This window comes from Kluyvera cryocrescens NBRC 102467, from assembly GCF_001571285.1.
In the GTDB taxonomy this organism is placed as follows: domain Bacteria; phylum Pseudomonadota; class Gammaproteobacteria; order Enterobacterales; family Enterobacteriaceae; genus Kluyvera; species Kluyvera cryocrescens.
Genome location: NZ_BCTM01000009.1, coordinates 35,929 through 52,579 on the forward strand (window position 1 = coordinate 35,929; position 16,651 = coordinate 52,579).

The window sequence follows — 16,651 nt, forward strand, 5'->3', positions numbered from 1 at the left end:
CTTCACACTGACTTATTTGTACAGTTCAGCCGTTGCGTGCCAATGGTCACCGGTACGGGCTTCAATGATGCGATAGGATGATGCACCCTGTTCCTCGGCTTTTTTGTTCAGCATTTCATGCATATCCATTGGAGAAGAACCAACGGAACCGATCGAAACGGTACCCATTGCCTGACGATTCTGGGCCTGATCGCTGTTGATAGAATCAGCGGCGAATGCACCAAACGAGACAACGGAAAGGATGCTTAGAGCAGCAACGGTAGTTTTGATTTTCATGATACTCACCTCGTCGAATTTTTTTGGAGGGTCTTTGTTTTGTGACCCTCATCACGAAATTAAGTATACACTAATCACATAAAATATTAATACCCGACTAATGGTTTCGCGTGTAATTACATGTCAAAAAACGTCATTTTTAGAACATATATGTATAAAAAAACGCATATTTTGGCAAAGCGGGGCTGTAAAAATGCGGAAAATCAAAAAGATAGAAGAATTTGATATTTTGTGCGATTAAGTCAGGATATATTCACTGTATCTATGAGTTAGGCCGCAGAATCGCACTAAATGCTAACGAAACGGCAGACGAAGATGTGGGAAGTGCGGGGGAAGACGGCTCCTCTGGGAGACCCAGAGGAGTAGAGAAGGGAATTACAGCTCCTGTTCGAACAGAATCTGAATCGCTTCGAAGAGATCTTTCACGGTAAAGCCTCTGGCCGGCGTGGTAAAGATGGTGTCATCACCGGCGATACTGCCGAGAATGCCTTCCGCTTTACCCAATGAGTCCAGCAGACGCGCAATTAGCTGCGCTGCTCCCGGGCTGGTATGAATGACGACCACGGAATCGTTGTAATCGATATCCAGCACCAGATTTTTGAGTGGGCTGGTAGTGGTCGGCACGCCCAGTTCGGCTGGCAGACAGTAAACCATCTCCATTTTGGCGTTGCGCGTACGCACGGCACCAAACTTCGTCAGCATACGAGAGACTTTGGATTGGTTGATATTATCGAAGCCTTCCTCTTGCAAGGCCTGAACAATTTCGCCCTGAGAGCTAAATTTTTCTTCCTTCAATAGGGCTTTAAAGGCTTTAACTAATTCTTCTTGTTTGGTTGAACTTCGCATAAGTCACCCGAGTATGGTGGTGAAATTAACATTATTATGCATATAGGTGAATTTTTATGCAAACAATTTGCCTGAAGAGGCTAATTCGAATAGAGAAAGGCGGGATTTTAGCAAAAATTAGACCTAAGAAACATGCCTATATCACGGGATCCAAATAAGTTAAAAGTAAATGAATTGTTATTAAATTGCTGTTGTTTTACGCAACATGCTGCGTATATTGTAATCGATAGTTGATGAAAATTTGGTTTCGTAGATAGGCCTTTTTCTGGGAGTGGTGCAGCGCCATCCGCAATGCTGTTGGAGACGCCGCATTCTGTAAGCAATTATATTGTAATTATTTACCTTGTGAATTAAGGTCGCCGCAACGGAGTAACTACAGGTCTCTCCTGCGTTGGTTATGCGGTCCACGACAGGTTGCTACCTGAATGTCATTAACCATAATAAGGAGTTTAGGATGAAAGTCGCAGTCCTTGGTGCCGCCGGCGGTATTGGCCAGGCGCTTGCCCTACTACTAAAGACCCAACTTCCTTCAGGTTCAGAACTCTCTCTGTATGATATTGCCCCCGTCACGCCCGGCGTGGCTGTTGATCTGAGCCATATTCCGACTGATGTTAAAATCAAAGGTTTCTCAGGTGAAGATGCGACGCCTGCGCTGGTAGGGGCTGATGTTGTCCTCATCTCAGCGGGTGTTGCACGTAAGCCCGGCATGGATCGCTCCGATCTGTTTAATGTTAACGCCGGGATTGTGAAAAACCTGGTGCAACAAATTGCCAAGACCGCGCCAAAAGCCTGTATTGGTATCATTACCAACCCGGTCAACACTACGGTGGCCATTGCCGCTGAAGTGCTGAAAAAGGCGGGCGTGTACGATAAGAACAAACTGTTTGGCGTGACCACGCTGGACATCATTCGCTCAAATACCTTTGTGGCGGAGCTGAAAGGCAAGAACTGTGGCGATGTTGAAGTCCCGGTGATTGGCGGCCACTCTGGCGTAACCATTCTGCCTTTATTATCTCAAATCCCGGGTATCAGCTTCTCTGAACAAGAAGTGAATGACCTGACCAAACGCATCCAGAACGCGGGCACCGAAGTGGTGGAAGCGAAGGCGGGTGGCGGGTCTGCCACCCTATCGATGGGACAGGCCGCAGCGCGTTTTGGTCTCTCGTTAGTGCGTGCATTGCAGGGCGAGAAAGGGGTGGTGGAATGTGCATATGTTGAAGGTGACGGCGAATATGCGCGTTTCTTCTCTCAGCCGCTGCTGCTGGGGAAAAACGGGATTGAAGAACGTCAGTCTATCGGCAAACTGAGCGCCTACGAGCAGCAGGCGCTGGACGGTATGCTGGAGACGCTGCGCAAAGATATTCAACTGGGCGAAGAGTTCGTTAATAAATAAGCGCGATACATTTTGAAGACAACAAAGGGGCCGATGGCCCCTTTGCTTTTTCCTGCTTAGTTTGATGCCGGATATTCCTGAACCGTCACCTGCATCGTCATCTTCTTATCATCACGCATCACCACAATTGGGATCACCGAACCCGGGCGAATTTCTGCCACCTGGTCCATGGTTTCCAGCGCGGAAACGGCCTGTTTGCCATTTACCGAGATGATCACGTCGTTATTCTGGATCCCCGCCTGCGCCGCCGGGCCATCTGGCGAAATATCGTTGACCACAATACCCTGAATCGGATCGATGCCGCCCTGTGCATGTACAGGTGCAATCTCACGCCCGCTGATGCCGATAAAGCCACGGATCACGCGACCATCGCGAATCAGCTTGTCCATAATCTTGGTGGCCAGCTGGAACGGGATAGCGAAGCTCAGACCCTCCGGCGTTTCACCGTCGTTGCTCTTATCGAAGGAGAGGGTGTTGATTCCCATCAGTTCACCCAGCGAGTTCACCAGCGCGCCGCCGGAGTTCCCGTGGTTGATCGAGGCATCGGTTTGCAGGAAGTTTTGTCGGCCGCTTGGGTTCAGGCCGATACGACCGGTGGCGCTGATAATCCCCTGAGTGATGGTTTGCCCGAGATTGTACGGGTTACCAATCGCCAGAACCACGTCGCCGATGTGCGGAACGCGCGCTGGATTAATGGGAATAACCGGCAGGCCAGCAGTGGCGTTAATTTTGAGTACTGCCAGATCGGTCAGGCTATCGGAGCCGACCAGCAGCGCTTCAAACACGCGACCATCCTGGAGGGCGACAATAATTTGGTCGGCGTCGTTGATGACGTGCTTGTTGGTAATGATGTAGCCGCGCTCGTCCATAATCACCCCGGAGCCAAGCGTTTTAATCTCAAGCTGGCTGTGGGTGCTGCTGTTTAAGCTGCGGTTGTACACGTTGACCACCGCAGGCGCTGCGCGACGCACCGCCGAGTTGTAGCTCGCCGGGGCTTCATCCATGCTGCTAAAGCGCTGGGAGGATAAGGGATTCCACTGGCGTAAAGAGGGCACCGTGACAATCAGTATGCCACCGACCAATAAACCGAGTGCGACCGAACGTAAGAGCTTTACAAGCATGATACCGGCATCATTGATAAGGAAACTGGACGAAGCATACCACGAGTTAACCGGACATACATTCCATGCTATGTCCGGTTTTTCGTGGATTAACGCATCAGAAGGTAGATACTTTCATCGCCGCGCATAACGTTAACCGCAATCACCGCCGGTTTGGCTTCCAGTACCTTGCGCAGTTCCGCTATCGACTGGGTCGGCTGGCGGTTGACGCCAATGATGACGTCATCTTTATGCAGACCTACCTGAGCGGCCGGGCTGCCTTTCTCTACGCTTGAGATGATAACGCCTTTTGTCCCATTTTTTGCCTGGCCGTCGCTCAGCGATGCCCCTTCGAGGGCAGGGATAATCAGCTGGGCGCTGGCGGTGGACGATGTGCTCTTATCCAGCGTGACCTCGACGTCCATCGGTTTGCCGTCGCGCAGCAGACCCAGTTTAACCTTCGAGCCCGGTTCGGTAGTGGCAATACGTGAACGCAGCTCCGCAAAGCTGTTAAGCGGTTTGCCGTTCAGGCTGGTAATCACGTCGCCTGACTTGATCCCGGCTTTTGCCGAGCCGGAGCCGGGCAGGACTTCGCTGACGAAGGCGCCGCGCTGTACGTTGAGGTTAAAGGCTTTGGCGATATCTGCCGTCATCTCCATCCCGCGAATGCCGAGCAGGCCGCGCTTGATTTCACCAAATTGAATGAGCTGCTGGGCCAGGGTTTGCGCCATATTGCTTGGGATGGCAAAACCGATCCCTACGCTGCCCCCGCCGGGCGCCAGAATGGCGGTATTGATACCAATCAGCTCGCCGTTGAGGTTAAGTAGCGCACCACCGGAGTTACCGCGGTTAATGGCGGCATCGGTCTGAATAAAGTTCTCCAGCCCTTCGAGGTTCAGGCCGCTGCGTCCTAGCGCGGAGACAATCCCCGAGGTGACGGTCTGCCCGAGTCCGAACGGATTACCTACCGCCACGGCGAAGTCACCGACGCGCAGTTTGTCGGAATCGGCGATAGCGATTTGCGTCAGGTGGCTGGCCTTCTGGATTTGCAGCAGGGCGATATCGCTTTGGTCATCGCTGCCGATGAGCTTAGCGTCAAATTCGCGGCCGTCGTTTAACTGCACGCTGATCTTCTGCGCGTCGCTTATCACATGGTTGTTGGTCAGCACGTAGCCCTTAATGGCGTCAATGATGACGCCAGAGCCCAGTCCTTCAAACTGCTGTGTTGGTTGATTGGGCGCGCTGCCGCCATCGTCACCAAAAAATTTCTTTAATTCATCGGGTACCTGCTGATTAACCGGCGCGGTGCCTTCAACCTGCACGCTAACGACCGCCGGCAGCACTTTCTCCAGCATCGGGGCGAGGCTTGGTACCGCGCCCTGTCCGGGAACCTGCGTTGGCAGCGACGCCAGTACCGGTGCCGGTACGGCAAGAGATAATCCAATGCTTAACGCTAACGCACTTAACAGTAAAGTCGATTTGCTCATTGATGCTGGCCCTCATGACCCTGGATATAAGGACAATGCTTCCCGAAAAAACTGATGTTATTGAAGTAAATATAGTCGGCGTGCGCAGAAGAGGACGGGCGCATGTCATGCGCCCGTAAAAAATAACTGAAATGCAGATTAATCGCGTTTAGCGCCGCTACGCAGCAGGCCTGAAGCGCCGTCAGAATAGTCTCGTGGCATTTGAACCGGAGCCTGGTCATTACCCGCTTCGGATTCCGCCAGACGGTTGCGGAATGGATTGGCTTCCGGCGACATACCTGGCAGCAGGTTGCTGGAGCTTTTCGCCATGTGCTGGTAGATCTGGCGGTAATCGTCCGCCATGTTATCCAGCAGTTCGGCACTGCGGGCGAAATGGCTGACCAGCTCTTCGCGGTACTCTTCCAGCTCGGCTTTGTTTTTCTCCAGCTCGTATTGCAACGCTTGCTGCTGGCGTAGCTTGCTATTACCAAAACGCATGGCCACGGCACCAATGATGATACCGACAACTAACCCAATTAGCGCGTATTCCCAGGTCATGAACATCTCCCGTTGTTTTGTTGTTCCGTAGGGTCTTGGCGGCTTCGGCAACTCCATGCCTACGCCCGATAGTGCCACTATAACCGCTATTCCCGTAGAAGTGGAATCCTGACGCATCATCGCGTAGTGTAGAACGGACTTTTTTTGGTCAATCGTGAAGTAAGACATACCGGTTTTCAAAGGAATAAGAATTAGATCATGCAAAGCCTGTCCCCCACATCGCGCTATCTTCAGGCCCTCGAGCAGGGTAGTCATCAACCCGATGATGTTCAGCGTGAGGCGGTAAGCCGCCTCGATACGATTTATCAGGAACTTCAAAGCAAACCCGCAGCTTCCGTCTCAGGCGGCGGATTGAAAGCGCGTTTCGGTAAGCTGTTAGGTAAAAAAGAGACCGACTCGTCAACGGCGGTTCGCGGCCTTTATATGTGGGGCGGCGTGGGGCGAGGTAAAACCTGGCTGATGGACATGTTCTATCATAGCCTGCCGGGTACGCGTAAACAGCGTCTGCACTTTCACCGCTTTATGCTGCGCGTGCATGAAGAGCTGGCGGCACTGCAGGGTCACAGCGACCCGCTTGAAATTGTCGCGGAACGCTTTAAAGCTGAAACCGATGTGCTCTGTTTCGATGAGTTTTTTGTCTCTGATATTACCGATGCCATGCTGCTCGGTGGCCTGATGAAAGCGCTGTTTGCCCGTGGGATTACGCTGGTGGCGACGTCGAACATTCCACCGGATGAACTGTACCGTAATGGCCTGCAGCGGCCGCGCTTTGTGCCGGCAATTGAGGCGATTAAGGCGCATTGCGATATCATGAACGTCGATGCCGGTATCGATTACCGTCTGCGCACGCTGACCCAGGCGCATTTGTGGCTGTCGCCGCTCAATACCGATACGCGTCAGCAGATGGATAAACTGTGGCTGGCTTTGGCGGGCACCTCGCAGCAGAATCAAACGACGCTGGAGATTAACCATCGGCCGTTGCCGACGCTCGGCGTGGAGAATCAAACGCTGGCCGTTTCCTTTACCACCCTGTGCGTCGACGCGCGCAGCCAGCATGACTATATTGCCCTCTCGCGCCTGTTCCACACGGTGATGCTGTTTGATGTTCCGGTGATGACGCCGTTGCTGGAAAGCGAAGCGCGGCGCTTTATTGCGCTGGTTGATGAATTTTACGAACGGCATGTCAAGCTGGTGGTGAGCGCTGAAGTGGAGCTCTATAACATCTATCAAGGGGAGCGGCTGAAGTTTGAGTTCCAGCGCTGCCTGTCACGCCTGCAGGAGATGCAAAGCGAGGAGTATTTGAAGCGTCCGCATATGCCGTGAGGCCATACCGGCATAAAACCCTGCGCAAATCACATAAAGGGGTCGATCTTTGACCCCGACTTCTCTATACTCTTGCGACCCCACGTTACGAGAGAGTTTTTTTCCCAAAACTTTCTATGCGCCGGCATAGGCTATTCGAAGGGGTAGGTTTGCTGGACAATGTCGTGTGAACCTCATCTGACTAAACGTTTGGGTGTTCACCAACGTGTAACTAATTTATTTGGGTAAGCTTTTAATGAAAACTTTTACAGCTAAACCAGAAACCGTAAAACGCGACTGGTATGTTGTTGACGCGACCGGTAAAACTCTGGGCCGTCTGGCTTCCGAACTGGCTCTGCGCCTGCGCGGTAAGCATAAAGCGGAATACACTCCGCACGTAGATACTGGCGATTACATCATCGTTCTGAACGCTGACAAAGTTGCTGTAACCGGCAACAAGCGTACTGACAAAGTATACTATCGTCACACTGGCTACGTCGGTGGTCTTAAAGAAGCGACCTTTGAAGAGATGATTGCTCGCCATCCTGAGCGTGTGATTGAAATCGCGGTTAAAGGCATGCTGCCAAAAGGCCCGCTGGGTCGTGCAATGTACCGTAAACTGAAAGTTTACGCAGGTAACGAGCACAACCACGCGGCACAGCAACCGCAAGTTCTTGACATCTAATCGGGATTATAGGCAATGGCTGAAAATCAATACTACGGCACTGGTCGCCGCAAAAGTTCCGCAGCTCGCGTTTTCATCAAACCGGGCAACGGCAAAATCGTTATCAACCAACGTTCTCTGGAACAGTACTTCGGTCGTGAAACTGCCCGCATGGTAGTTCGTCAGCCGCTGGAACTGGTCGACATGGTTGAGAAACTGGATCTGTACATCACCGTTAAAGGTGGTGGTATCTCTGGTCAGGCTGGTGCGATCCGTCACGGTATCACCCGCGCTCTGATGGAGTACGATGAGTCCCTGCGTGGCGAACTGCGTAAAGCTGGCTTCGTTACCCGTGATGCTCGTCAGGTTGAACGTAAGAAAGTCGGCCTGCGTAAAGCACGTCGTCGTCCTCAGTTCTCCAAACGTTAATTGGTTTCTGCTTCGGCAGACGGCAATTTGCGAAAAAACCCGCCTCGGCGGGTTTTTTTATGCCCGCAAAGCGGGGTATACAGGCTCTTTTTCCGCTTTTCCAGAATCCCCTCACCACAAGCCGTTCAAAATCTGGTAGACTATCATCCAATTTTCTGCCCAAATGCGCGCGATTGTTCATTTTTTGTTTAGTTTATGAACGGGAATGTCGTCTAACGTGCAGATGAGGCTTATCATCTGGCTAGCCGCCGTTGTGGCTGGTAGCAGTACAAATTCTGATTATACCTGGAGGTTTTCATGGCTGTCGCTGCCAACAAACGTTCGGTAATGACGCTGTTTTCTGGTCCTACTGACATCTATAGCCATCAGGTCCGCATCGTGCTGGCTGAGAAAGGTGTGAGTTTTGAGATAGAGCACGTGGAAAAGGACAATCCACCACAGGATCTGATTGACCTCAACCCGAATCAAAGCGTTCCGACACTGGTAGACCGCGAGCTGACCCTTTGGGAGTCTCGCATCATTATGGAATATCTCGATGAGCGTTTCCCTCATCCACCGCTGATGCCGGTTTATCCGGTTGCGCGTGGTGAAAGCCGCCTGTACATGCACCGTATCGAGAAAGACTGGTATTCGCTGATGCACACCGTGATGAACGGTTCTGCCGCTCAGGCTGATGCTGCGCGTAAGCAGCTGCGTGAAGAGCTGCTGGCCATCGCGCCGGTCTTCACTCAGAAGCCGTTCTTCTTAAGCGATGAGTTCAGCATTGTTGACTGCTACCTGGCTCCGCTGCTGTGGCGTCTGCCGGTTATGGGTATTGAACTGGTTGGTGCTGGTGCGAAAGAGCTGAAAGGCTATATGACGCGTGTCTTTGAACGTGATTCATTCCTCGCGTCCTTAACGGAAGCCGAGCGCGAAATGCGCATTGGCCGGGGTTAATTGAATGGACGTTTCACAGCTTTCTCCACGTCGTCCGTATCTGCTTCGTGCGTTCTATGAGTGGCTGCTGGACAACCAGCTGACGCCACACCTGGTTGTTGATGTTATGCAACCGGGAATTAACGTACCGATGGAGTATGCGCGTGATGGTCAGATTGTGTTGAACATTGCGCCTCGCGCCGTGGGCAACCTTGAACTGTCCAACGATGAAGTGCGCTTCAATGCGCGCTTTGGCGGCGTCCCGCGTCAGGTTTCCGTACCGCTGGCCGCCGTGTTGGCGATCTATGCGCGTGAGAACGGTGCTGGAACTATGTTTGAAGCGGAAGCGGCTTATGATGAAGACGCTGAAGGCTTTAACGACGATAGCGTGGAAAACGCTGGAAGCGAGACGGTGATGTCGATCATCGATGGCGATAAGCCAGATAGTGACGACGGCGATTCCCCGGATGATACACCACCACCGCCTCGCGGTGGGCGTCCGGCGCTCCGTGTCGTGAAGTAACGTATTGAGAACAGACCCAACGGGTCTGTTTTTTTTCATCTCTCCGCCAGGTTTCCCACACTCATTTCCCCTTCATATTTTGTGATATGATGAAAACGCTGTAAATTTCCCCCATCTATCCTGGTTAAACGGTACCTATGAGCGCATTTGACTCCAACTCAGAAGAGACTATCGGCAACAGCCTGCGTCGCCGCCCCCTGGCGCGCAAAAAACTGTCTGACATGGTGGAAGAAGAGCTGGAACAGATGATTCGTCGCCGGGAGTTTGGTGAAGAAGGGCAACTGCCGTCCGAGCGAGAGCTAATGGCCTTCTTTAACGTTGGCCGCCCTTCGGTGCGTGAAGCGCTGGCCGCCCTCAAACGTAAGGGGCTGGTCCAGATCAACAACGGTGAACGCGCGCGCGTTTCGCGGCCATCGGCAGATACCATCATTGGCGAACTTTCCGGCATGGCGAAAGATTTTCTCTCGCACCCTGGTGGTATCGCGCATTTTGAACAGCTGCGCCTGTTCTTCGAATCCAGTCTGGTGCGCTATGCCGCTGAGCATGCCACGGATGAACAAATTGCTCTGCTGAGTAAAGCGCTGGAGATTAACAGTCAGTCGCTGGACGATAATGCCCAGTTTATTCGTTCCGACGTCGACTTCCACCGCGTGTTGGCCGAGATCCCCGGCAATCCGATCTTTATGGCTATCCACGTGGCGCTGCTGGACTGGCTGATTGCGGCACGCCCTAAAGTCGCGGATCAAGAACTTCATGAGCATAATAATGTGAGCTATCAACAGCATATTGCGATTGTTGATGCGATTCGTGCCCACGATCCGAATGAAGCCGATCGCGCGCTACAGGCCCATCTTAATAGCGTTTCTGCTACCTGGCACGCCTTCGGCAAAGCCAAAAAATCCCGTAAATGATCCTCGTGTCGCGATCGGTTTAGTGAAGTCGATCGCACAATAAGCTTTCTGTATTACGCTGTCGCAAAAACTATCTGGTATAACAGGTATAAAGGTACATAGCCAATTCAGTTTAATATCACTACGAGGTATGTATGACGAACAATTTACGTGGCGTGATGCCCGCGCTTCTGACACCTTTCGATGCCCAGCAGAAAATCGACCAGGCCAGTCTGCGCCGCCTGGTGCGCTTTAACATTGAGCAGGGTGTCGATGGAGTCTATGTCGGGGGATCAACCGGCGAAGCCTTTATTCAGAGCCTAGCGGAGCGAGAGGAAGTCCTTGAAATTGTGGCTGATGAAGCCAAAGGAAAGATCACGTTAATCGCTCATGTTGGCTGTGTGAGTACGGCGGAAAGCCAACGGTTAGCGACGGCGGCAAAAAGCTATGGTTTCGATGCCGTTTCAGCAGTGACTCCATTCTATTATCCATTCAGCTTTGAAGAACACTGCGATCATTACCGTGCCATTATTGATTCAGCTGATGGGTTGCCGATGGTGGTCTACAACATTCCGGCGTTAAGCGGGGTCAAACTGACGTTGGATCAGATCAGCACGCTGGTGACGCTGCCGGGCGTCGGTGCGTTAAAGCAAACCTCCGGCGATCTTTATCAGATGGATCAGATCCGCCGCGCGCATCCGGATCTGGTGCTGTATAACGGCTACGATGAAATCTTTGCTTCTGGGCTGTTAGCGGGTGCAGACGGTGGTATCGGTAGCACCTATAACATCATGGGCTGGCGCTACATGGCGATTGTACAAGCGCTAAAAGAAGGGGATATCGATAAGGCGCAGGAGCTGCAGCGTGAGTGTAACAAGGTTATCGATCTGCTTATCAAAGTGGGCGTATTCCGTGGGCTGAAAACCGTGCTGCACTACATGGATGTGGTTTCCGTACCGCTGTGCCGCAAGCCGTTTGCGCCGGTGGATGAACAATTCCTGCCGGAACTGAAAGCGTTGGCGCAGCAGCTGATGCAGGAGCGTGGCTAATACCGCACTCGACGGCCTCCTCTCCCTGAAGGGAGAGGGTAAGGGGAAATCCCGCTCTCATTCATACCAAAGCGCGTGGGCATCGCCCACCGCGGGAGACTCACCATGAGTACAACGACCCAGAACATCCCGTGGTATCGCCATCTCAACCGGGCACAGTGGCGGGCATTTTCCGCCGCCTGGTTGGGGTATTTGCTTGATGGTTTTGATTTTGTGTTAATCGCGCTGGTGCTGACTGAAGTTCAGGGCGAGTTTGGTTTAACGACGGTTCAGGCCGCAAGCCTGATTTCAGCCGCCTTTATCTCCCGCTGGTTTGGCGGTCTGATGCTGGGTGCCATGGGCGACCGCTACGGTCGTCGTCTGGCGATGGTGACCAGCATTATCCTTTTTTCTGCGGGTACACTCGCCTGCGGCTTCGCGCCTGGCTACACCTCGTTGTTCATTGCCCGCCTGGTTATTGGTATGGGAATGGCAGGGGAGTACGGCTCCAGCGCCACCTATGTCATCGAAAGCTGGCCGAAGCAGTTGCGTAATAAGGCCAGCGGTTTCCTGATCTCCGGTTTCTCCGTTGGCGCGGTAATCGCGGCGCAGGTTTATAGCCTGGTGGTCCCGGTTTGGGGCTGGCGAGCGCTCTTCTTCATCGGCATTGTGCCGATCATATTCGCCCTCTGGTTACGGAAAAACATCCCGGAAGCGGAAGACTGGAAGCAAAAGCACGAAGGTAAAGCGCCGGTGCGCACCATGGTCGACATTCTCTACCGTGGTCAGTATCGGGTGATGAACATCATCATGACCTGCGTGGCGGGGGCGTCGCTGTGGTACTGCTTTGCCGGTGAGGCGCGCATTGCCGGGCTGGTGGCGCTGCTGGGTCTGGTCTGCGCCATTATCTTCATCAGCTTTATGGTGCAAAGCAGCGGGAAGCGCTGGCCTACCGGGGTCATGCTGATGGTGGTGGTGCTGTTCGCTTTCCTCTACTCATGGCCGATTCAGGCCTTACTGCCAACTTATCTGAAAACCGAACTGGCTTATGACCCACACACCGTGGCTAACGTGTTGTTCTTTAGCGGCTTCGGCGCGGCGGTAGGCTGCTGCGTCGGCGGCTTCCTCGGCGACTGGCTGGGCACCCGCAAAGCCTATGTGTGTAGCCTGTTAGCCTCCCAGCTGCTGATTATTCCGGTATTTGCGATTGGCGGCACCAACGTCTGGGTATTGGGCTTCTTACTCTTCTTCCAGCAGATGCTGGGGCAGGGGATCTCGGGGATCTTACCGAAGCTCATCGGCGGCTATTTCGATACTGACCAGCGGGCGGCAGGTCTGGGCTTTACCTATAACGTCGGCGCGCTCGGCGGTGCACTGGCGCCGATCCTCGGTGCGCTGATCGCGCAGCGGTTGGATCTGGGGACCGCGCTGGGTTCGCTCTCCTTCAGCCTGACCTTTGTGGTGATCCTGCTGATTGGCCTCGACATGCCGACGCGCGTTCAGCGTTGGATCCGTCCTGAAGCACTGCGCACTCATGATGCCATCGACGGCCGACCGTTTAGCGGGGCAGTGCCGCTCGGCAGTAGCAAAAGCGGTTTGGTAAAAAGTAAAAGTTAACCAGGGAGCCCGGCGTCTGTCGGGCAAATCCATGAGGAAGTGATGACGTCTTTACTTGAACAGCTTAATCAACGAATTGCGCAGTCCGGTGGCCTGATCGTCTCCTGCCAGCCGGTTCCCAACAGCCCGCTTGATAAACCTGACATTGTGGCCGCGATGGCGCTGGCGGCGGAGCAGGCGGGCGCCGTGGCGCTGCGTATTGAAGGTATCGCCAATTTACGCGCCACCCGTGCCGTGGTTTCTATTCCGATTATCGGCATTCTCAAGCGTGACCTGGACGATTCACCGGTGCGAATCACCCCTTTCCCTGATGACGTTGCCGCGCTGGCGCAGGCCGGTGCCGATATCATCGCCATCGACGGTACAGACCGCATTCGTCCAGCCACCGTGGCGTCGCTGCTGGCAGCTATTCACCAGCACGGATTAGTGTCGATGGCCGATTGCTCAACTTTTGCAGATGCCATGGCTTGCCAGCAGCTGGGCGCTGAGATTATTGGTACCACGCTTTCCGGTTACACCACGGCGGAAGCACCCGATGAGCCGGACTTTGAACTGGTGAAAACCTTAAGTGACGCGGGATGTCGGGTGATTGCCGAAGGGCGTTACAACACGCCAGCACAGGCGGCAGAGGCAATGCGATGCGGTGCGTGGGCAGTGACCGTGGGCTCGGCGATTACCCGTCTGGAGCATATCTGCCAGTGGTACAACGCGGCGTTAAAACAGGCGGTGCTATGACGACGCTGGCGATTGATATTGGCGGCACCAAACTGGCCGCTGCGCTGGTGGATGACGCGCTGAATCTTCTTGAGCGCCGTGAGTTATCTACGCCTGCCAGCCAAACACCCGATGCGCTTCACGCGGCGTTACGGACGCTTGTTTCGCCGCTCTTTCCCCGCGCGGACCGCGTGGCGATTGCGTCGACCGGGATGATTCGTGACGGCATGCTGCTGGCCATCAATCCGCAAAATCTGGGGGGATTACACAATTTCCCGCTGGCGGACACGCTAAGCGCAATGACCGGCCTGCCTGTGCTGGCGGTGAATGATGCACAGGCGGCGGCATGGGCGGAATACCGGGCGCTGGGGGATGATTATCGCGACATGGCGTTTATCACCATCTCGACCGGCGTGGGCGGCGGCGTGGTGCATAACGGCCAACTGATGTGCGGTACGGGCGGTTTCGCCGGGCATCTTGGGCATACGCTAGCCGACCCCAACGGGCCGATGTGTGGCTGCGGTCGTCGCGGCTGCGTGGAGGCCATGGCTTCTGGCCGCGGGATAGCGGCCGCAGCGCAGGGGGAACTGGCGGGCTGCGATGCGAAAACGATCTTCACTCGTGCCGGAGAAGGAGATGAACAGGCGGCCTGGCTGATTCACCGTTCGGCGCAGGCGCTGGCGAGATTAATTGCGGATGTGAAGGCGACCACCGACTGCCAGTGCGTGGTGCTTGGTGGCAGCGTTGGGCTGGCGGAAGGATATCTGACGCAGGTCGACGCTTATCTGGCGCAGGAACCACAGGCCTATCAGGTTCGGTTACAACCGGCGCATTATCGGCACGACGCCGGATTACTGGGCGCCGCGCTGCTGGCTCAGGGAGACAAATAATGGTAACAGGTGACATTCAGACTATGGGCTCGGCCGGGCTACACCCTGCGTTGGCCGAAGCGCTTGCGCTGGCGTTAACGGCACGCCCACAGGAGAAAGCGCCGGGGCGTTATGAGCTGCGTGGGGATGATGTTTTTATGAACGTCATGGCGTTTGCTACGCAACCGGCGGAAAGCAAAAAGGCTGAGCTGCATGCGCAATACGTTGATATCCAGCTTTTGCTGAGCGGCGAGGAGCGGATTCTGTTTGCTATCGCGGGAGCCGCAAGACAGTGCGAAGCGTGGCATGTGGAAGAGGATTATCAGCTTTGTTCGGCGATGGAAAATCAGCAAAGTGTAACGCTAAGGCCTGGGTCGTTCGCGGTGTTTATGCCGGGAGAACCGCATAAGCCGGGGTGCGTGGTGGATGAGGCTGGGGAAATCAAGAAGGTGGTCATCAAGGTACGGGCGGATACCCTCACCTCAATTCGCCCTCATGGTGAGAGGAAGAACACCGAGCGTTAGGGATAGACAAAAAGGTGACGCTCCCGCAGAGGGGAGCGTCACCGTAAGCTTGAGTATTGGCACTATCGACCCCTTCTCCCTATTGAGGAGAAGGGTGTGTGAAGGGGAACGCTCGTTACACTTCCAGCCAGTTCATGATCCCATCAGCGGCTTTACGGCCTTCCGCGATAGCGGTGACCACCAGATCCGAACCACGCACGATATCGCCACCGGCAAAGATTTTCGGGTTGCTGGTCTGGAACGCATTTTCGTTACCTTCCGGCGCGACAATACGGCCCTGAGAGTCCAGCTCCACGCTGTGCTTCGCCAGCCATTCCATGCTGTGAGGACGGAAACCAAACGCCATCACTACCGCATCTGCCGGCACCACATGTTCAGAACCGGCGACGATTTCCGCGCGACGGCGGCCTTTCGCATCCGGTTGACCCATCTCAGTGCGCGCCATTTTCACGCCGCTCACTTTGCCGTTAGCATTCACTTCCACACCCAGCGGCTGGACGTTGAACTGGAACTCGACGCCTTCTTCACGCGCGTTCTTCACTTCGCGTTTCGAGCCCGGCATGTTCTCTTCGTCGCGACGATAGGCGCAGATAACGTGGGCCGCATTCTGACGAATAGAAGTACGTACGCAGTCCATCGCCGTATCGCCACCGCCCAGTACCACAACGCGTTTGCCTTCCATGCTGACATACGGCTCGTCGGTAGTTTCGCCGAAGCCCATGATCTGCTTGGTGTTAGCAATCAGGAATGGCAGAGCGTCGAATACGCCAGAGGCATCTTCGTTCTCCAGCCCGCCGCGCATCGACTGATAGGTGCCGACGCCGAGGAATACGGCATCGTAATCCTTCAGCAGGTCATCCAGTTGGATGTCACGGCCCACTTCCACGTTGAGTTTGAACTCAATGCCCATGCCGGTGAAAATTTCACGGCGACGGGTCATGACCTCTTTCTCCAGCTTGAAGGCCGGAATACCGAAGGTCAGCAGACCGCCGATTTCCGGGTGACGGTCAAAGACCACCGCCTTCACGCCGTTACGGGTCAGCACATCGGCACAGGCCAGGCCTGCCGGGCCGGCACCGATGATGGCGACTTTTTTGCCGGTTTGCTTCACGCCGGTCAGGTCCGGACGCCAGCCCATTTCGAACGCTTTATCGTTGATATAGCGTTCGATGTTGCCGATGGTCACTGCACCGAACTCATCGTTCAGCGTACAGGAACCTTCACACAGACGATCCTGTGGACAGACGCGGCCGCAGACTTCTGGCAGGGTGTTGGTCTGGTGCGACAGCTCTGCTGCCTCAAAAATACGTCCCTCGTTGGCCAGCTTCAGCCAGTTTGGAATGTAGTTATGCACCGGGCATTTCCACTCGCAGTACGGGTTGCCGCAGGACAGGCAGCGATCAGCCTGTGCTTTGGCCTGGCCTTCGGAAAACGGCTCGTAAATCTCGATAAATTCGATCTTGCGGATCTTCAGCGGCTTCTTCGGCGGATCAACGCGCTGCAGGTCGATAAATTGATAAACGTTCTGACTCATGAT

Annotated in this window: 18 protein-coding genes; 12 read left to right on the forward strand and 6 right to left on the reverse strand. The window is 54.4% G+C overall.

Going from position 1 to position 16,651, the window contains the following annotated elements; translation table 11 throughout:
- Positions 1-12 precede the first annotated feature (12 nt).
- Positions 13-276: a peroxide/acid stress response protein YhcN gene (yhcN, locus tag KCR01S_RS07135; protein WP_061281588.1), complete on the reverse strand. Its 264-nt coding sequence runs from the start codon at positions 274-276 to the stop codon at positions 13-15.
- Between the two features lie 375 nt (positions 277-651).
- Positions 652-1,122 (reverse strand): transcriptional regulator ArgR, encoded by a 471-nt coding sequence (argR, locus tag KCR01S_RS07140; protein ID WP_061281590.1) that lies wholly within the window; start codon positions 1,120-1,122, stop codon positions 652-654.
- 454 nt (positions 1,123-1,576) lie between these two features.
- Between argR and mdh the strand changes: the two genes are divergently transcribed.
- Positions 1,577-2,515: a malate dehydrogenase gene (gene mdh / locus KCR01S_RS07145; RefSeq protein WP_061281592.1), complete on the forward strand. Its 939-nt coding sequence runs from the start codon at positions 1,577-1,579 to the stop codon at positions 2,513-2,515.
- Positions 2,516-2,571: 56 nt separating this feature from the next.
- Here the strand turns inward: mdh and degS are convergent, their stop codons facing one another.
- From degS to zapG, 3 genes are all read right to left on the reverse strand, one after another.
- Positions 2,572-3,636 (reverse strand): outer membrane-stress sensor serine endopeptidase DegS, encoded by a 1,065-nt coding sequence (gene degS / locus KCR01S_RS07150; RefSeq protein WP_061281595.1) that lies wholly within the window; start codon positions 3,634-3,636, stop codon positions 2,572-2,574.
- An 89-nt stretch (positions 3,637-3,725) separates the two neighbouring features.
- Positions 3,726-5,102 carry a serine endoprotease DegQ gene (gene degQ / locus KCR01S_RS07155; RefSeq protein ID WP_061281597.1) on the reverse strand — a complete coding sequence of 459 codons (1,377 nt, stop codon included), beginning with the start codon at positions 5,100-5,102 and terminating at the stop codon, positions 3,726-3,728.
- A 138-nt stretch (positions 5,103-5,240) separates the two neighbouring features.
- Complete coding sequence (gene zapG / locus KCR01S_RS07160) at positions 5,241-5,639, reverse strand: Z-ring associated protein ZapG (protein ID WP_052284013.1); 399 nt, start codon at positions 5,637-5,639, stop codon at positions 5,241-5,243.
- 198 nt (positions 5,640-5,837) lie between these two features.
- Between zapG and zapE the strand changes: the two genes are divergently transcribed.
- From zapE to nanQ, 11 genes are all read left to right on the forward strand, one after another.
- Positions 5,838-6,962 carry a cell division protein ZapE gene (gene zapE / locus KCR01S_RS07165; protein ID WP_061281600.1) on the forward strand — a complete coding sequence of 375 codons (1,125 nt, stop codon included), beginning with the start codon at positions 5,838-5,840 and terminating at the stop codon, positions 6,960-6,962.
- 235 nt (positions 6,963-7,197) lie between these two features.
- Positions 7,198-7,626 carry a 50S ribosomal protein L13 gene (rplM, locus tag KCR01S_RS07170; RefSeq protein WP_052284015.1) on the forward strand — a complete coding sequence of 143 codons (429 nt, stop codon included), beginning with the start codon at positions 7,198-7,200 and terminating at the stop codon, positions 7,624-7,626.
- Between the two features lie 15 nt (positions 7,627-7,641).
- Positions 7,642-8,034, forward strand: a complete 393-nt coding sequence (rpsI, locus tag KCR01S_RS07175) for a 30S ribosomal protein S9 (RefSeq protein ID WP_000829815.1) — start codon at positions 7,642-7,644, stop codon at positions 8,032-8,034.
- A 297-nt stretch (positions 8,035-8,331) separates the two neighbouring features.
- Positions 8,332-8,970 carry a stringent starvation protein SspA gene (gene sspA, locus KCR01S_RS07180; RefSeq protein WP_052283620.1) on the forward strand — a complete coding sequence of 213 codons (639 nt, stop codon included), beginning with the start codon at positions 8,332-8,334 and terminating at the stop codon, positions 8,968-8,970.
- 4 nt (positions 8,971-8,974) lie between these two features.
- The gene (gene sspB / locus KCR01S_RS07185; protein ID WP_061281601.1) at positions 8,975-9,472 is read left to right on the forward strand and encodes a ClpXP protease specificity-enhancing factor; all 498 of its coding nucleotides are present in this window, start codon (positions 8,975-8,977) and stop codon (positions 9,470-9,472) included.
- 137 nt (positions 9,473-9,609) lie between these two features.
- On the forward strand, positions 9,610-10,383 hold the full coding sequence (gene nanR, locus KCR01S_RS07190; RefSeq protein WP_061281604.1) for a transcriptional regulator NanR: 774 nt from the start codon (positions 9,610-9,612) through the stop codon (positions 10,381-10,383).
- Between the two features lie 134 nt (positions 10,384-10,517).
- Positions 10,518-11,411 (forward strand): N-acetylneuraminate lyase, encoded by an 894-nt coding sequence (gene nanA / locus KCR01S_RS07195; RefSeq protein ID WP_061281606.1) that lies wholly within the window; start codon positions 10,518-10,520, stop codon positions 11,409-11,411.
- A gap of 105 nt (positions 11,412-11,516) precedes the next feature.
- Positions 11,517-13,007 carry an MFS transporter gene (locus KCR01S_RS07200; protein WP_061281607.1) on the forward strand — a complete coding sequence of 497 codons (1,491 nt, stop codon included), beginning with the start codon at positions 11,517-11,519 and terminating at the stop codon, positions 13,005-13,007.
- 42 nt (positions 13,008-13,049) lie between these two features.
- Positions 13,050-13,742: an N-acetylmannosamine-6-phosphate 2-epimerase gene (locus KCR01S_RS07205; RefSeq protein ID WP_061281609.1), complete on the forward strand. Its 693-nt coding sequence runs from the start codon at positions 13,050-13,052 to the stop codon at positions 13,740-13,742.
- The gene (gene nanK / locus KCR01S_RS07210) at positions 13,739-14,611 is read left to right on the forward strand and encodes an N-acetylmannosamine kinase (protein WP_061281611.1); all 873 of its coding nucleotides are present in this window, start codon (positions 13,739-13,741) and stop codon (positions 14,609-14,611) included. The genes KCR01S_RS07205 and nanK overlap by 4 nt, the downstream gene beginning before the upstream one ends.
- Positions 14,611-15,114 (forward strand): N-acetylneuraminate anomerase, encoded by a 504-nt coding sequence (nanQ, locus tag KCR01S_RS07215; RefSeq protein WP_061281612.1) that lies wholly within the window; start codon positions 14,611-14,613, stop codon positions 15,112-15,114. The genes nanK and nanQ overlap by 1 nt, the downstream gene beginning before the upstream one ends.
- A gap of 115 nt (positions 15,115-15,229) precedes the next feature.
- On the opposite strand, the gene gltD is transcribed toward nanQ, so the two are convergent.
- On the reverse strand, positions 15,230-16,648 hold the full coding sequence (gene gltD, locus KCR01S_RS07220) for a glutamate synthase subunit GltD (RefSeq protein WP_061281614.1): 1,419 nt from the start codon (positions 16,646-16,648) through the stop codon (positions 15,230-15,232).
- Positions 16,649-16,651 lie beyond the last annotated feature (3 nt).

Coding starts and splice junctions, on each gene's coding strand:
- yhcN (WP_061281588.1), bottom strand. CDS start 276: ATGAAAATCAAAACTACCGTTGCTGCTCTAAGCATCCTTTCCGTTGTC.
- sspB (WP_061281601.1), top strand. CDS start 8,975: ATGGACGTTTCACAGCTTTCTCCACGTCGTCCGTATCTGCTTCGTGCG.
- KCR01S_RS07205 (WP_061281609.1), top strand. CDS start 13,050: ATGACGTCTTTACTTGAACAGCTTAATCAACGAATTGCGCAGTCCGGT.
- mdh (WP_061281592.1), top strand. CDS start 1,577: ATGAAAGTCGCAGTCCTTGGTGCCGCCGGCGGTATTGGCCAGGCGCTT.
- argR (WP_061281590.1), bottom strand. CDS start 1,122: ATGCGAAGTTCAACCAAACAAGAAGAATTAGTTAAAGCCTTTAAAGCC.
- nanQ (WP_061281612.1), top strand. CDS start 14,611: ATGGTAACAGGTGACATTCAGACTATGGGCTCGGCCGGGCTACACCCT.
- zapE (WP_061281600.1), top strand. CDS start 5,838: ATGCAAAGCCTGTCCCCCACATCGCGCTATCTTCAGGCCCTCGAGCAG.
- rplM (WP_052284015.1), top strand. CDS start 7,198: ATGAAAACTTTTACAGCTAAACCAGAAACCGTAAAACGCGACTGGTAT.
- degS (WP_061281595.1), bottom strand. CDS start 3,636: ATGCTTGTAAAGCTCTTACGTTCGGTCGCACTCGGTTTATTGGTCGGT.
- nanR (WP_061281604.1), top strand. CDS start 9,610: ATGAGCGCATTTGACTCCAACTCAGAAGAGACTATCGGCAACAGCCTG.
- nanA (WP_061281606.1), top strand. CDS start 10,518: ATGACGAACAATTTACGTGGCGTGATGCCCGCGCTTCTGACACCTTTC.
- nanK (WP_061281611.1), top strand. CDS start 13,739: ATGACGACGCTGGCGATTGATATTGGCGGCACCAAACTGGCCGCTGCG.
- KCR01S_RS07200 (WP_061281607.1), top strand. CDS start 11,517: ATGAGTACAACGACCCAGAACATCCCGTGGTATCGCCATCTCAACCGG.
- zapG (WP_052284013.1), bottom strand. CDS start 5,639: ATGACCTGGGAATACGCGCTAATTGGGTTAGTTGTCGGTATCATCATT.
- sspA (WP_052283620.1), top strand. CDS start 8,332: ATGGCTGTCGCTGCCAACAAACGTTCGGTAATGACGCTGTTTTCTGGT.
- gltD (WP_061281614.1), bottom strand. CDS start 16,648: ATGAGTCAGAACGTTTATCAATTTATCGACCTGCAGCGCGTTGATCCG.
- degQ (WP_061281597.1), bottom strand. CDS start 5,102: ATGAGCAAATCGACTTTACTGTTAAGTGCGTTAGCGTTAAGCATTGGA.
- rpsI (WP_000829815.1), top strand. CDS start 7,642: ATGGCTGAAAATCAATACTACGGCACTGGTCGCCGCAAAAGTTCCGCA.